This window comes from Poseidonibacter lekithochrous (assembly GCF_013283835.1).
Taxonomy (GTDB): domain Bacteria; phylum Campylobacterota; class Campylobacteria; order Campylobacterales; family Arcobacteraceae; genus Poseidonibacter; species Poseidonibacter lekithochrous.
In genome coordinates, this window is sequence record NZ_CP054052.1 from 430,677 (window position 1) to 445,974 (window position 15,298).

At 29.8% G+C, this 15,298-nt stretch carries 13 protein-coding genes; 6 read left to right on the forward strand and 7 right to left on the reverse strand.

The genetic code is table 11. The annotated features are described in order from the left end of the window. Nucleotides 1–7 precede the first annotated feature (7 nt). The 6 genes from thrB to ribD all read left to right on the forward strand — a co-directional run bounded on the left by thrB (nucleotide 8) and on the right by ribD (nucleotide 5,762). A complete protein-coding gene (gene thrB / locus ALEK_RS02155) occupies nucleotides 8–889 on the forward strand; it encodes a homoserine kinase (protein WP_071626457.1) in 882 nt (293 codons plus the stop codon). 100 nt (nucleotides 890–989) lie between these two features. Continuing rightward, nucleotides 990–1,205 carry a sigma factor G inhibitor Gin gene (locus ALEK_RS02160; RefSeq protein ID WP_170073329.1) on the forward strand — a complete coding sequence of 72 codons (216 nt, stop codon included), beginning with the start codon at nucleotides 990–992 and terminating at the stop codon, nucleotides 1,203–1,205. Beyond that, nucleotides 1,195–3,864: a translation initiation factor IF-2 gene (infB, locus tag ALEK_RS02165; RefSeq protein WP_071626455.1), complete on the forward strand. Its 2,670-nt coding sequence runs from the start codon at nucleotides 1,195–1,197 to the stop codon at nucleotides 3,862–3,864. The genes ALEK_RS02160 and infB overlap by 11 nt, the downstream gene beginning before the upstream one ends. 2 nt (nucleotides 3,865–3,866) lie before the next feature. After that, the gene (rbfA, locus tag ALEK_RS02170) at nucleotides 3,867–4,226 is read left to right on the forward strand and encodes a 30S ribosome-binding factor RbfA (protein ID WP_071626454.1); all 360 of its coding nucleotides are present in this window, start codon (nucleotides 3,867–3,869) and stop codon (nucleotides 4,224–4,226) included. Beyond that, nucleotides 4,223–4,651 carry a ribosome maturation factor RimP gene (rimP, locus tag ALEK_RS02175; protein WP_071626453.1) on the forward strand — a complete coding sequence of 143 codons (429 nt, stop codon included), beginning with the start codon at nucleotides 4,223–4,225 and terminating at the stop codon, nucleotides 4,649–4,651. The genes rbfA and rimP overlap by 4 nt, the downstream gene beginning before the upstream one ends. Before the next feature lie 100 nt (nucleotides 4,652–4,751). Then, complete coding sequence (ribD, locus tag ALEK_RS02180; RefSeq protein ID WP_071626452.1) at nucleotides 4,752–5,762, forward strand: bifunctional diaminohydroxyphosphoribosylaminopyrimidine deaminase/5-amino-6-(5-phosphoribosylamino)uracil reductase RibD; 1,011 nt, start codon at nucleotides 4,752–4,754, stop codon at nucleotides 5,760–5,762. A gap of 59 nt (nucleotides 5,763–5,821) precedes the next feature. Here ribD and efp read toward each other — a convergent pair whose 3' ends face one another. The 7 genes from efp to pheS all read right to left on the reverse strand — a co-directional run bounded on the left by efp (nucleotide 5,822) and on the right by pheS (nucleotide 15,185). Beyond that, nucleotides 5,822–6,382, reverse strand: coding sequence for an elongation factor P (efp, locus tag ALEK_RS02185; protein ID WP_071626451.1), 561 nt, complete (start codon nucleotides 6,380–6,382; stop codon nucleotides 5,822–5,824). Nucleotides 6,383–6,391: 9 nt separating this feature from the next. After that, entirely contained in the window at nucleotides 6,392–7,975 is a 1,584-nt protein-coding gene (gene serA / locus ALEK_RS02190; RefSeq protein WP_071626450.1) for a phosphoglycerate dehydrogenase, read from the reverse strand. 13 nt (nucleotides 7,976–7,988) lie between these two features. Further along, nucleotides 7,989–9,644 (reverse strand): 30S ribosomal protein S1, encoded by a 1,656-nt coding sequence (locus ALEK_RS02195; protein WP_071626449.1) that lies wholly within the window; start codon nucleotides 9,642–9,644, stop codon nucleotides 7,989–7,991. A 65-nt stretch (nucleotides 9,645–9,709) separates the two neighbouring features. After that, the gene (locus ALEK_RS02200; protein ID WP_071626448.1) at nucleotides 9,710–10,546 is read right to left on the reverse strand and encodes a 4-hydroxy-3-methylbut-2-enyl diphosphate reductase; all 837 of its coding nucleotides are present in this window, start codon (nucleotides 10,544–10,546) and stop codon (nucleotides 9,710–9,712) included. Nucleotides 10,547–10,567: 21 nt separating this feature from the next. Beyond that, nucleotides 10,568–11,845, reverse strand: a complete 1,278-nt coding sequence (gene aroA / locus ALEK_RS02205) for a 3-phosphoshikimate 1-carboxyvinyltransferase (RefSeq protein WP_071626447.1) — start codon at nucleotides 11,843–11,845, stop codon at nucleotides 10,568–10,570. A 17-nt stretch (nucleotides 11,846–11,862) separates the two neighbouring features. Further along, on the reverse strand, nucleotides 11,863–14,190 hold the full coding sequence (pheT, locus tag ALEK_RS02210) for a phenylalanine--tRNA ligase subunit beta (RefSeq protein ID WP_071626446.1): 2,328 nt from the start codon (nucleotides 14,188–14,190) through the stop codon (nucleotides 11,863–11,865). Further along, complete coding sequence (pheS, locus tag ALEK_RS02215) at nucleotides 14,187–15,185, reverse strand: phenylalanine--tRNA ligase subunit alpha (protein ID WP_071626445.1); 999 nt, start codon at nucleotides 15,183–15,185, stop codon at nucleotides 14,187–14,189. Before pheS ends, pheT begins: the two co-directional genes overlap by 4 nt. Nucleotides 15,186–15,298: the final 113 nt, after the last annotated feature.

Sequence of the window (15,298 nt, forward strand, 5' to 3'; positions counted from 1 at the left end):
GAAATAGATGAAAGTAAGCGTTCCTGCTACTAGTGCAAATTTAGGACCAGGGTTTGATTCTCTTGGACTAGCAATTGCTATGAAAAACCAAGTTATTATTAAGCCATCAAAATTTCACAGTGTATCATTAAAAGGTGAGGGTGCTAATAACCCTGTATTAAAAGATAACAATATGTTTATCTCAATTTTTAATGATTTTTATTATAATTTGACACATAGAAAAAGACATTTTAGATATGAATTCTTTAATGAAATTCCATTATCTAGAGGATTAGGTTCTTCTTCTGCTGTAATTGTATCAGCAATTGCTAGTGCATATGCTATTGAAGGCATTAAATTAGATAAAGATAAATTATTAAATTTAGCACTTGCTTATGAAAATCATCCAGATAATATTACACCAGCTGTAATGGGTGGATTTAATGTGGCAACTGTACAAGATAATGAAGTTAGATATATTAATAAAAATATACCAAAATCATTAAAAGCTGTTGTAGTAATTCCTAATAGACCTATTTCAACACAATTATCTAGAAAAGCGTTACCTTTTAAATACTCTAAAGATGATGTAATATTTAATATTTCTCATTCTTCATTATTAACGGCTGCATTTATGAGTGAAAACTGGAAAATGCTTAGAACTGCATCTATGGATAAAGTTCACCAAAAATATAGAATGAAACAAATGCCAGAATTATTTGATGTACAAAAAACAGCACTTAAAAGTGGTGCTTTAATGAGTACATTATCAGGTTCAGGTTCAACACTGTTTTCTATCTGTTTTGCTGAAGATGCAAAGAAGATTGAAAAATCACTTAAAAGTAGATTTCCTCATTTTAAAGTTTTCAGTTCAGACTTTGATAATGTGGGCGTTAAAATAGATCTTTAATATTTTTTGATATTAAAGTATATTTTAGGTATAATCGTTGGCTAATTTAAAAAAGACGTTAAGAACTTGCATTTCTTGTCGAGAAAAAATCGAACAAAAAATGCTAGTAAGACTTAAATGTGAAGATAAAAAACTTGTATTATTTAACAATTATGGTAGAAGTTTTTATATCTGTAAAGATTGTATATCAAAAATAGTACAAACAGATATTGATCAAAGAGTTTATAAAAAAATTGATAAGGCACTATGTAGAGAGTGCAAAAATAAAGATAAGTATGTTCTACAACTTAAGGAGATGTTAACAGATGTCAGATAAAGTAAGAGTTTATGAAATTGCAGAAGAGGCGGGAGCTAGTAGCTCGGAAGTTATTGCAAAAGCAAAAGATTTAAATATAGAACTTAAATCACCTCAAAGTGCAGTTTCATTTGAAGACGCAGAAGAGATTGCAAATTATATAATGACTGGTAAAAGTTCTAAAATAGCTGAAAAACCTGCAGCTAAGCCTAAGAAGGTAGTTGTAAAAAAAGCAGAACCAGTAAAACCAGTTGAAGAAGTTTCTAAAGTTGAGGCTCCTAAAGTGGAAGCTGAAAAGAAAGAAGAAAAAGAAACAATCTCAAAACCTACAACACCAGTTGAAAAACCTGCATCTGATGAAGTACAAAAAGAAGAAAAGAAAGAAGAAACAAAAGAAGAAGCAGTTGTTTCTAAACCTAAAAAGATAATTCCTAAGAGAAGAGGTCTAAAAATTATCAAGAAGAAAAAGCCAAGAGAAGTTGAACCTAAGATTGAAGATAAACCAACTGAAATTCAACCTAGAAAGAAAATGAAATCTCTTAGTGAAATTTTAGGAAGTAATGATTCTGATACATCTTCAAAAGATGATAATTTCGATGCTAGAAGAGCTAAGAAAAAAGAGAAGAAAAAACAAGCTACTAGAACACATGATCATGGTAGAAAATTAGATGTTAACAGAGGTGCCTCTGATGACTTTAATAATAAAACTGAACACTCACTACTTGGGGAAGAAGTTGTATTATTAGATATGGGATTATCTGATACTTCAAAACTTTTAGAGGAAACTAAACCTCAAAATACTAATAAGCAAGCAAGAGGTTCTAAACCAGCTGCATTTGGTAATAGACCACAAGGTTTAAAAAGAAGAAAAAGAAAGAAAAGAATTAAAAGAGAATTCGAATCAGTTGAAATTACTGAAGTAACAATTCCTGAAGACATTAGAGTATATGAATTTGCTGAGGCGTGTGGTAAATCTGCTTCTGAAGTGATTTCTGTATTATTCGGTCTTGGTATGTTAGTTACTAAAAATGACTTCTTAAAACAAGACGAATTAGAAATTCTTGGTGAAGAGTTTGATATTGAAGTTACTGTTAAAGATGCATTAGAAGACGTAAACTACGTTGATGAATATTTAGAAGAAGAAATTGATGATTCTAACTTCTCAGAAAGACCACCAGTTGTTACTATTATGGGTCACGTTGACCATGGTAAAACTTCTTTACTTGACAAAATTAGATCTTCTAAAATTGCTGCAGGTGAAGCAGGTGGAATTACTCAACATATTTCATCTTACACAGTTGAAAAAGATGGAAAGAAAATTACATTTGTTGATACTCCAGGTCACGCCGCGTTCTCTGCTATGAGAGCAAGAGGTGCAAGTGTTACTGATGTTGTAATTATTGTTGTAGCTGCAGATGATGGTGTTAAACCTCAAACTGAAGAAGTAATTTCTCATGCAAAAGCATCTGGATGTCCAATTATTGTTGCAGTAAACAAAATGGATAAAGAGACAGCTAACATGGATATGGTTAAATCCCAAATGGCAGAGAGAGAAATGACTCCTGTTGATTGGGGTGGAGATATTGAATTTATTGGTGTATCTGCACATTCAGGAATGGGAATTGATGATTTATTAGAAAATATTTTACTTCAATCTGAAATTCTTGAACTTAAAGCTGATCCTACTGCAAAAGCAAAAGCTACTGTTGTTGAATCTTTACTTGAAAAAGGAAGAGGACCAGTTGCTACTGTTATTGTTCAAAATGGTACATTAAAAGTTGGTGATAATATTGTTTGTGATACTACTTTTGGTAGAGTTAAAGCAATTACTAATGATATGGGTAAACCAGTTAAACAACTTGGTCTTTCTGAAACAGGTAATGTTTTAGGATTAAGTGAAGTTCCAGCTGCTGGATCTGTTATGGTTGTACAAGACTCTGATAAAGAAGCAAGAGAAATTGCTACTAAAAGAGCTGAACATGAAAGAGCAAAAGAATTATCTAAATCTACTAAAGTATCTTTAGAAGAGATGAGTGGATTAATTGCAGAAGGTAAGATCAAACAATTACCAGTTATTATTAAAACTGATGTTGGTGGATCACTTGAAGCTATTAAAGGTTCTTTAGAAAAAATTGCTAACGAAGAAGTTAAAGTAAAAGTTATTCACGCTGCAGTTGGTGGAATTACTGAATCTGATTTAGTTCTTGCAAGTGCTTCTGAGGGTTGTATTATCCTTGGATTCAACGTAAGACCTACTGGTTCTGTTAAATCTAAAGCAAAAGCTGATGGAATTACTATTAATACTTATTCAATTATCTATGATTTAATTGATGATATTAAAGCTACTTTATCTGGAATGATGAGTGGTGTAATTAGAGAAGAGAATACTGGTCAAGCTGAAGTTAGAGATACATTCGTTGTTCCTAAAGTTGGAACTGTTGCTGGATGTTTAGTTACTGATGGTAAAGTAATCAGAGGTGGATTAGCAAGAATCATTAGAGATGGTGTTGTTACATACACTGGTAAAATTTCAAGTCTGAAAAGATTTAAAGATGATGCTAAAGAAGTTGCTAATGGTTACGAGTGTGGTATTATGTTTGATAAATTCAACGATATTAAAGTTGGTGACTTCATTGAAACATTCATTGAAATTGAAGAAAAAGTTTCAATTGACGACTAATCATGAAAAGCGTTAATTTACAAAGAACTGAATCATTATTAATGGAGCTAATTCCAGAAGGTCTTTCATCACTTTCTGATCATAGAATTAGCTCTTTAGCTATTACAGGTGTAAACTGTAAAAATGGTAAATATGATGCAATTGTTTATTTCGATGGTTCAGATTATGATCAAAAAGAAATAAGAGAAATAATTGCATTATTAAAAAAAGCAAATGGTAGAATTAAATCTTATATTTTAGCAAGTACAGGTTGGTACAAATGTCCAAACTTTACTTTTGTTAATGATACTACTTTAGAAGAATCAAGAAATATAGAAGCTCTATTTGCTCAAATCAGAAAAGATAAAAAAGAAGAAGAATGAGTTTAGAAGAATCAATCAAATTAGCTGTTGAAAGTTTAGATGCTCAACTTTATGATATCGTTACAACTAGAGAACATGATGATAACATTTATAGAGTTTTTGTTACTGCTAAAGGTGGTATTAACTTAGATAAATGTGCTGAAATCTCTAGAATGATTTCACCTATTTTAGATGTTGAAGAACCTATGGGTGGAAAATATAGACTTGAAGTAAGTTCTCCTGGAATTGAAAGAAAGTTAAGAACAAAAGATCACTTTATTGCTTCAGTTGGCGAAAAAGTAAGAGTAAAAGATATTGCGACAGAAGTTTACAAAGGTGAACTTTTAAGCGTAGACAATCAAAAGATTGTTGTAAAAACTGAACATGGTGAAGAAGAAATTGAACAAAGTTCAATTCTATCTGCATCTACTTATTTTGAGTGGTAATAGATTTATCTATTAACCCTCAATACCTAATCTAACTAATTATTTAGCCTCTTTAATATATACTACAATCAAAATTTAACTTACTAGAAAGAATTGTCTAATGAAAATTAATAATGAATTTTTCATGAAATTAGCAATTAACGAAGCATGGAAATATCAATTTTTAACTTATCCTAATCCTGCTGTTGGTTGTGTAATTGTAAAAGGTGAAAGTGAAATACTTTCAATTGAAGCACACAAAGAAGCTGGTATGCCGCATGCTGAAGTAAATGCACTGAAAGCTGCTTTTTTAAAATATCATCCAAATGATTTAATTAAAACAAAAAAAACTTCTCATGATATACATGAATATTTAATCAAGAATCATAATGGTTTTTTTAATGATTGTAAGGTATATGTAACACTTGAACCTTGTAATCATATAGGTAAAACTCCAGCTTGTGCTAACTTACTTAAAGAACTAAATCCTAAAAAAGTAATTATTGCACATGAAGATCCAAATAAAGAAGCTTCAGGGGGTCTAGAAACACTTTTGTCAGTTAATATTAATACTGAGATAGGTTGTATGAAAAAAGAAGCTTATGAGCTTTTATATCCATTTATCAAATGGAATAGCGGTACATTTATTTTTTATAAAATGGCACAAACTTTAAATGGCTCAGTAGATGGTGCAATATCATCCAATGCAGCAAAAGCTTATGTACATGCATTAAGAGATAAGATAGATTTAATGCTAATAGGTGGTAATACTGTTAGAGTAGATAAACCAACACTAGATGCAAGATATATAGCTGGACGAGCTCCTAATGTAATGATATACTCAAAAAATAAAATCTTTGATAATAGTATTCCTTTATTTAAAGTTCCTAATAGAAATGTAATTATTTCTAATGACTTATTTAAACTATTAGATTATAAATTTATTATGGTAGAAGGTACTTATAATTTAGTAGATATTTTAAAAGAAAAATTAGATTATGTTATTTTATTAATCAGTCCAAAAATTAGAAAAGGCGCTAATGCTTTAAATGATTTAGATATTGACTATGAAATAGTACATGAGAATTATATAGGTGAAGAAAAAATTCTTTATTTGAAAAGAAAAAACTAGGCATAAAAAAAGGCTGATATCAATTGATATCAGCCTTTTTTATTATAGAGAAAAGTTAATTACTTAACTTTTTCTACATATTCACCAGTTTTAGTATCACATTTAATAATGTCACCTTCAACTAAGTGGAATGGAATTTGTACAACAGCACCACATTCAAGAGTTGCAGGTTTTTTACCACCTTGCGAATCACCTTTGAAGTTTGGTGGAGTTTCAACAATTTTCATTTCAACAGTTGCTGGTGGCTCAACAGTAATTGCATTACCGTTAAAGAACATCATATCAACATTCATACCATCGATGATCCATTTTTCAGCATCACCAACTTGATCATATGTTAAACCAATTTGTTCATATGTTGTAGTATCCATGAATTGTAACATTTCACCATCATCATATAAAAACTGCATAGTCTTTTGTTGTAAATCTGGAGTTTCAAACTTGTCACCTGCGTGAAAAGTTTTTTCAATAGTTTTTGCGTTTAAAAAGTTCTTGATTTTACATCTTACGAATGCAGCACCTTTACCAGGTTTAACATGTGCGTAATCTGTAATTTTATATGGAATACCATCTAATTCAATCTTAAGACCTTTTTTTAAATCACTCATTCCTAATGCCATGGTATCTCCTTAAATTTCTGCGTAAGAAACAGATATTGCTGCTTCTAAGTTTTCAAGTTTTTTAATAGTATCAGTACAAACTTTTTCATCTACAAGAATAACAGCTAAAGCACCGTCTTTACCTCTTGATAATCTAAAGTCAGCGATGTTAATATTGTTGTCAGCTAAAATTGAACCAACCTCTCCAATAACACCTGGAACATCACTATTTCTCATTATGATCATTTTACCTTTTGGTTCAATGTCTAATGGGAAGTTATTAATATCAACTATTCTTTGTACATCTTCATTAAATACTGTTCCACAAATTGTTTGAACACCATTAGAAGTTGTAATTTTAATTGATACTTTATTTTGGTAACCGCTAGTTGCTGAGAATTCAGATGTAGTTAATTCTATACCTTTTTCTTCAGCTAAGAAGTTAGCATTTACATAGTTGATTTCATCACCAGAAGCTACTGCTAATGCACCTACTGTTGCAAATGTTTGTAATGAATCTAAATATTCAGAAATTTCACCTTCTGCAGATACATTAATTGATCTAATTTCACTCTTATCACTTTGAGCAACTAAGAATGCCATTTTTTGAGTTAACTCAATATATGGTTTAACAAATGATGGAATTTTACTTTCATCAATTGGTAAATTAAGAGCATTTGGGTATGCAATACCTCTTGCAGATTCAATAGCGTTTTCAGCAGCTTGAATAGCAATTTGTTTTTGTGATTCTTTAGTATTTGCACCTAAATGGGCAGTTACAGTCACATTTGGTAAATCTAATAATGGATGATCTATTGCAGGTTCTTTAATAAATACATCAATACCAGCCATTGCAATTTTTCCAGTTTTAAGATTGTTTACTAATGCATCTTCATTATATAAACCACCTCTAGCACAGTTAATTAAAACTACACCATCTTTCATTTTTGCAATTTCTTCTTCACCAATCATATTAAGTGTTTCTTGATTTTTTGGTGTATGAATTGTAATAATATCACAGTTAAGGATATCATCAAAATTATTTGTATAATTAATACCTAAATCAGTTGCTTTAGTAGAAGGAATGTATGGGTCGTATGTTACTACGTCCATTTCAAATGATTTAGCTCTTAATGCAACTCTATGTCCGATATTACCGAAACCAATTACACCAAGTTTTTTTCCATATAATTCATTACCATACCAGTCTTCTCTTTTCCAGATTCGATCTTGTTTTAATTGGTTATGTGCATATGGAAATTTTCTCATACAAGATAACATATGTGCCATAGTTAATTCTACTGCTGCAATAGTATTCGCTGTAGGAACGTTCATAGCAATGATTCCTCTTTTGCTACAACCTTCCATATCAACGTTATCGTATCCAACACCAGCTCTAATAATAGCTTTTAAGTTCTCTGCAGCATTTAAGAATTTTTCATCAACATCAGTTGAAGATCTCGTAATTGCTACATCAGCATCTTTAATTACATTTAAAAGTTCAGTTTTATCAATATCTGCTGCATATACATAATTAATATCTTCAGTATTCTGTAAGATATTTAATCCATCTTCATGTATATGGTCACAAACTACGATTGTGTGTTTACTCATTTTAAATTAATCCCTAGTTTTTAATTTGATCTTTTAATAAATCACCTAAAGTCATAGCAGAATCATCATTAACAGCTTTTAGAACTTCTCTTTCTTGTTGTTGCTCTAATCTTTTAACTGATAATCTAACTCTATTTCTTTTAGTATCAATATTTACTACTACAGCTTCAATTTCATCACCATTTTTAACTTCTTCATCTTCTAATGGTCCAAAATCTTCGTTTCTGATTAATCCGTCTAAGTTATCTTCTAATTTAATGAAGATACCGAAGTCTTTAGAATCTTTAACTGCACCTTTAACGATATCACCAATTTTGTGAGCGTCTTGGAATTTTTTTGCAGGAGAATCAGCAATTTCTTTAATTGATAATGAAATATTTTCTTTTTCTCTGTCAATTTTAATGATTTTAACTTCTACTTCGTCACCTTTTTTGAAAAGTGTTTTACACTTAGCATTAGATTCCCAAGAAGCTTCTTCATTATGTAATAAACCATCAACTTCACCAACAGTTACAAATGCACCGAAGTCAGTTAAAGTAGCAATATTACCAGTAATTACATCACCAACTTTGTGGTCTTTTGTAAATTTAGAGAAAGGTTTTTCTTGTAAGTTTTTAAGAGATACTCTTAATCTTTTTTTATCTACGTCTAATTCGATAACTTCAACGTTAACTTCTTCACCTAAAGTTAATAATTCTTTTGGGTTTTTAACGTTTTTATTCCATGAAATTTCAGAGATATGTAATAAACCTTCAATATCATTTCCTAAGTCAACAAATGCACCGTAAGATTCAAAGTTAGAAACAGTAACAGTAATTGTATCACCAACTTCTAATTCATCTTTAATCTCTTCCCATGGATTAGCTAAAGCTGCTTTAATTGATAATGATAAGTGTTGTTTTGTTTTATCGTAAGATAATACAACAACAGTAACTTCGTCACCTTCGTTATAGTAGTTAGCAGGATTTACAGGACCTTTGTAAGAGATTTCATTGTAGTTTACTAAACCATCAATTCCACCTAAATCAACAAACATTCCGTAAGAAGTGATTTTTTTAATGATACCGTTTACTGGTTCATTTTGTTCTAAGATTTCAGCAACTTTATTATCTTTTAAAGCTTTTGATTCTTCAATAAGTTTTTTTCTAGATACAATGATAGAGTTTTGCGCAGCATTAACTTTTAATACTTTTGCTTTAACTTTTTTACCAACTGCACCGTGAGCTTTTAAGTAAGATTGAGCCATAGGCATGAAATATTCACAACCTTCTTCATCTTCAATAATGAATCCGCCTCTTTGTTTAACAGAAACAATCTTACCTTCAATAGTTACTTCTTCAACATCTTCACCATGTTTTTCAACAAATGCGTCGAATTTCTCTTTTTGTAATACTTTTTTATGAGAAATATTCGGTCTTTCACCTCTATTACCCATTAACATTACTTTAAGAGTTTCAGAAGCTTTATACTGAACTTCTCCATTAATTGTAATTTCAGAAATATTAATCTGACCTTCAATTTTTTGACCAACGTCAACTAAAACTCTGTCTCCAGAGATTTCAACAATAACACCATCTACAACCGAGTTGTTCTCAGCATTCTCGAAAGACTCATTAAGCATTTGCTCAAAATCAAAGTCTTCACCTAAATCAATATCTTCGATACCCATTTTATTCCTTCATATGTACACGTTTTTTAAATGGGACGATTATACATAAATAAGGCTTAAAGTGTCTAGTCGATACTTTCTATTTTATTTACTACTGCTTGGATAATCCAATCTGGAGTACTAGCACCTGCTGTTATTCCACACAGGTTTTTGTTTTTGAACCATGAATCATTGATCTCACTGTCATTTTCAATTAAATATGAATCTTCACAATTTTCTTTGCAAATTGAATGTAATTGTTTTGTATTAGAAGAGTTTTTCCCTCCAATTACTACCATTACGTCTACTTCTTCTGAAATATCTCTTGCTGCATCTTGATTTTCAAATGTAGCATCACAAATAGTATTAAATACTCTTACTTCTTTATTTTTAAGTATTAAAGTATTAACAATTTCTAAATATTTTTCTTTCTTTTTTGTAGTTTGTGCAACAGTTGCAATTTTATTATGTTTAAATTTTAATTTATCTAATTCTTCAGTTTCTATAATTACATGAACATCATCTTGATCTTCACCATAGGATTTAACACCTTTTACTTCAGGATGTGTTGAATCACCAAAAATTAGAATAGAGTAACCTTCTGCTGACATTTTCTTAACAATTTGTTGAGGAGTTGTAACAAATGGACATGTGGCATTAATTACTTTTGCATTTTGAGATTTTAAATCTTTTAAATCATCTTTTGGAATACCATGTGTTCTAATGATTACTGTATCATCATCACTTACATCTTTTAGGTTTTGATATAAACCAACATTAAAATCTTTTTTTAATCTATTAATTTCATCTTGGTTATGAATTAAAGGACCCATTGTTGAAGAATTTTCATAAGACTCCGCAATTTTAATAGCTCTTTTTACACCAAAACAAAATCCATAATTTGAAGCTAATTTAACTTTCATTCTATTTCCTTAAAATTATTCCTAGTATAAAGAGTCAAGAATTGTTTTGAAATTTGGAAATGATGTATCAATACATTCCGTATCGTTAATATCCATATCACATAAAGTTCCAGCAATTGCAAAACTCATTGCAATTCTGTGATCTCCATGGGAATCAATTGAGGCTTTTTTTATTGTTCCTCCTGTAATTTCATATCCGTCTTCAAATTCAGTGTATTCAACACCACATTTTTCTAAGTTAGAAACTACAGATTTGATTCTATCTGATTCTTTTACTCTTAACTCTTTTGCATTTTTAACTAATGATTTTCCATTTGCAATTGACATAGCAATTGATAGTGCTGGAAGTTCGTCAATTAACCAAGAGATATTATCTTCAACTACAACACCATTTAATTCTTTGTGTTTAATTTCAATATCTCCAATAGGTTCATAAATATTCTCTTTTTCAACAAAATTAACTTCAGCTCCCATTCTTTTTAATACTTGGTAAGCTTCAATTCTTGTTGGGTTTAAAGTCACATTTTTAATAAGTACTCTTGAATTTGGAGTAACAGCTGCTGCTACTGCAAAGAAAAATCCAGATGATGGATCTGTAGGTACTGTCATTTCTAATGGTTTTAAATGTCCTGTTAAAGGATGAATATTTATAAACCCTTCATTATCATTTTCTAATGTAACTCCCATACCTTTTAACATTCTCTCAGTATGGTCACGTGTAAGTTCATTTTCTTTATATCTAGAGATTCCATTTGCTCTAAGAGCTGCTAGAATCATTGCAGATTTTACTTGTGCTGAATCTACTGGTGAATGGTATGTAAATGGTTTTAATTCTTTTACACCTCTAATAAATAAAGGAGCTTTGTTTCCATTCTCTCTTCCATCAATATTTGCACCAATTGATCTTAAAGGATCAGCGACCCTTTTCATAGGTCTAGCTCTTAAGTATTTATCACCACTTAATGTAAATGCACCATCTACAGAAGCTAATAAACCACAAAATAGTCTCATTGCAGTACCAGAGTTACCACAATCAAGAACATTACTTGGTTCATTTAATTTCTGTGTTGGTGTAATCTCAACTGTTGATCCATCTCTTTTAATTGTTGCACCTAATTGTTCAACAATACTTAGAGTATTTAAAGTATCTTCAGCTGTTAAATAGTTCTTAATATAAGATGTTTCATTGGAAAAAAGTGAAAACATTGCACATCTGTGAGATATTGATTTATCACTAGCAATTGAATCGATTTCTATGTCAAATGGCTTAACTAACTTTTTAATATTAAATTTGTTCACTTTTTTCCTTTTTTTTCTTATCTTAATTTAATAGATAATTTTTCATCTAATGCATTTAGAATATTATCCATTGATTTAGTTATATCTTCTTCTTCTAAAGTTTTATCATCATTTTGTAAAACAAATCTGATTGTTAAACTTTCATTTTCACCTAACTTTTCATCTGTATAAATATCAATTAAGTTAAATTGTTTGATATTATTATCATTAATTGATCTAATTACATCTTTAATTTCTTTGTATTCTAATGCTTTTGGAGCAATGATACTTAAATCTTTTTTAGATGCTTGGAATTTTGAATATGAATTAACTTTTATTAAATCATTTGCAATTGCTTCAAAATCAATTTCTGCTACAAATGTATCTGATAAATCATAATCTTCACAAACAGCTGGATGTAATTTGGCAATGTATCCAATATTTTTTCCATCTACAATTACATTTGCATTTTGGAAAGGGTGAATAAATGAATTTGTAATTTCATTTTCCTTCATTGCTTCTAAATCAAATTTACCAACAGTATTTAAAACTTTTTTTGCAAACGTGAAGAAATCAATATTTGCTGGTTTACCAGAATTTACTACATCTTCTTGTTCAACCGCACCAGTTTGAATAAATGAAATCTTTTTAGATTCAGCTCTATTTGCATCAAATATAGTACCAATTTCAAAGAATGAAGAAGATCTTGTACCTGTTTTAAAGTTGTTAGAACAAGCTTCTACTAGATTTAATAAAATAGTAGTTCTAAATGTATTTAACTCTTTAACAATTGGATTTAATAAGTCTAACTCTTCTTTTACAACTGGGAAGTTGTATTTCTCTAAACCTTCTCTTGATCCAAATACATAAGTTAATGTTTCAAAGAATCCATTTTCAATTGCTTTAAATCTTAATTTATTTTTTTTAATAAAATCATTTGATGTTTTATTAATTCTGTTTACTTCATCAATTGCTAAAGGTTTTGCAACAATATTATCAATACCAATAATTCTTACAATCTCTTCAGTAACATCTGCAATATTTTTAATATCATGTCTAAATAATGGAATTTTTACTGATAGAATATCATTCCCACCATCTTTAACTTCAAATCCTAAAGATGATAAAATTCTTTCAATTTCTAATTTTGGAACTTCTTGCCCAATAATAGAATTAACTTTATGAACATTTACATCTAAGATAGATTTTTCTTTATCATCTACAAAAGTTTCAGCACCTTTATAAATTAATGCTCCAAATTTTGAAACTAATGTTGTAAAGTAATCAATTCCACTTTTAATATGTGGTTCTGATCCTCTAGAAGATCTATAATATACATCTCCTGTTTCAATTTTTGTTTCAAATACTTGTCTAGCAATTAATTCAGGATTAATGTATGAAGCTTCAACAATAAAGTTTAAATCTTCAGCATTAATTTTTTTATGATCAATACAGATTTTACTTAATTGTTCTTTCCCATATACATTATCAAAACCATTTTCATCTTTTCTAATGTGAATAACACTTAAGTCATTTGTGCAATCAGCTTTATCTTTTGCATAAGCATTTAAGATAACACCATTACAATGAGTAGCATAAGATAATGCATTTTGAATATCATTTGCTTCTTCATATTTACCAATAGCACCAACTCTTAATTGTTGAATAACTGGAAGTTTAAACTCTGAGAAATCTACTGCTTTATAAATTAAAGATGAATCAATATTACTTTCACATTCAACTTCTAAAACTTGCCCAATACCAATTTCATTGTAATTAACATTCTTTTCAAACTCAACTAACGGTAAGTTATAAAATGCAGATAATTCTCTAGCAACACCATTGATACTTAAACAATCACCTTTATTAGCAGTTAATTCAATTTCAATAATATCATCATTGATTAATCTATATTCATTTAATTCTTTTCCAAGAATTAATTCTCCAATAGAATCATCAAGTTCTAAAATTCCATCATTAAGTTTTGGTAATCCAAGTTCAGTAGATGAACAAATCATCCCGTTTGAAGGAGCACCTCTTAATTTAGCTTTTTTGATTTTAAAATCACCACCTAAGTTACAACCTACAGTTGCAACTGGTACATATTGTCCTGCATCTACATTTTTTGCACCACATACAATTTGTACAGTTTCACTTCCAATATCAACTTGACAAATATTTAATTTATCAGCATCAGGATGTTTCTCTTTTTCTAAAACTTTACCTACTACTACTTTTGGAGCAACTAAAACTTTATCAACACTATCAACTTCTAAACCAATAGAGTTAAGTGTTTTACAAATATCATCAGTTGATATTTTTGAAATATCTAAAAATTCTTGTAACCAGCTTCTTGTAATAATCATCTAAATTGTCCTAATAGTCTCATATCGCTTTCAAATAAAGATCTTAAGTCTCCAATGTTATGAATTAACATTGCAAATCTCTCAACACCTAATCCAAATGCATATCCAGATTTGTTTTCGTATCCAACTGCTTTGAATACATTTTCGTCTACAACACCACAACCTAATACCTCAAGCCACCCTGTGTGTGAACATACTCTACAACCATCCCCTTTACAGAATACACATGAAATATCTACTTCTGCTGATGGTTCTGTGAATGGGAAAAATGATGGTCTAAATCTAACATCTACATCACCAAACATATGATGTAAGAATTCAACCAATACATGTTTTAAGTTTGCAAATGAAATTTTATCTGCATCGTCAACTACTAATGCTTCAATTTGGTGGAACATTGGAGTATGAGTAATATCAAAGTCTCTTCTAAATACTGTTCCTGGAGCAATCATTCTAATTGGCGTATCTTTATCTTGACCTAACATTGTTCTAATTTGAACTGGAGAAGTATGTGTTCTTAATAGAGTGTAATCTTTATTATAAAAAGTATCTTGCATATCTCTTGCTGGGTGATACTTTGGTAAATTTAATGCTTCAAAGTTATGGAAGTCATCTTCTACTAATGGTCCTTCTTCAACTGCAAAGTTTAAATTCTGGAAATACGTAATGATTCTATCCATTGTCTCAACTACTGGGTGAGTTGCACCACATGATAGTTCATTATTAAATCTAGTTACATCAATTTTTTCAGCTTCTAGTTTTTTGTTTAATGCTTCTTTTTCTAAAACTACTTTTTTAGTTTCAATTGCATTTGTAAGTAATGCTTTTTGCTCATTTAAATTTTGTGCAAATGCTTTTTTTTCAGGACCTGGAATATCCTTCATTTTTGCAAACTCTGAAGTTAAAACACCTTTTTTTCCAAGAGTTTCTACTCTAAGGTTTTCTAACTCTTCAAGTGAGGCTGCGTTTTCTATCTTTTCAATCCACTCTTTCACTTAATTCTCCCGTAAGTTTTCTATAATTATTTTAGTCTCTTATTTCTATAATCTTGCGATTATACTTAAAGATTTATTAGAGTTTGGTTATAATATTTTACTATTCAAATTCA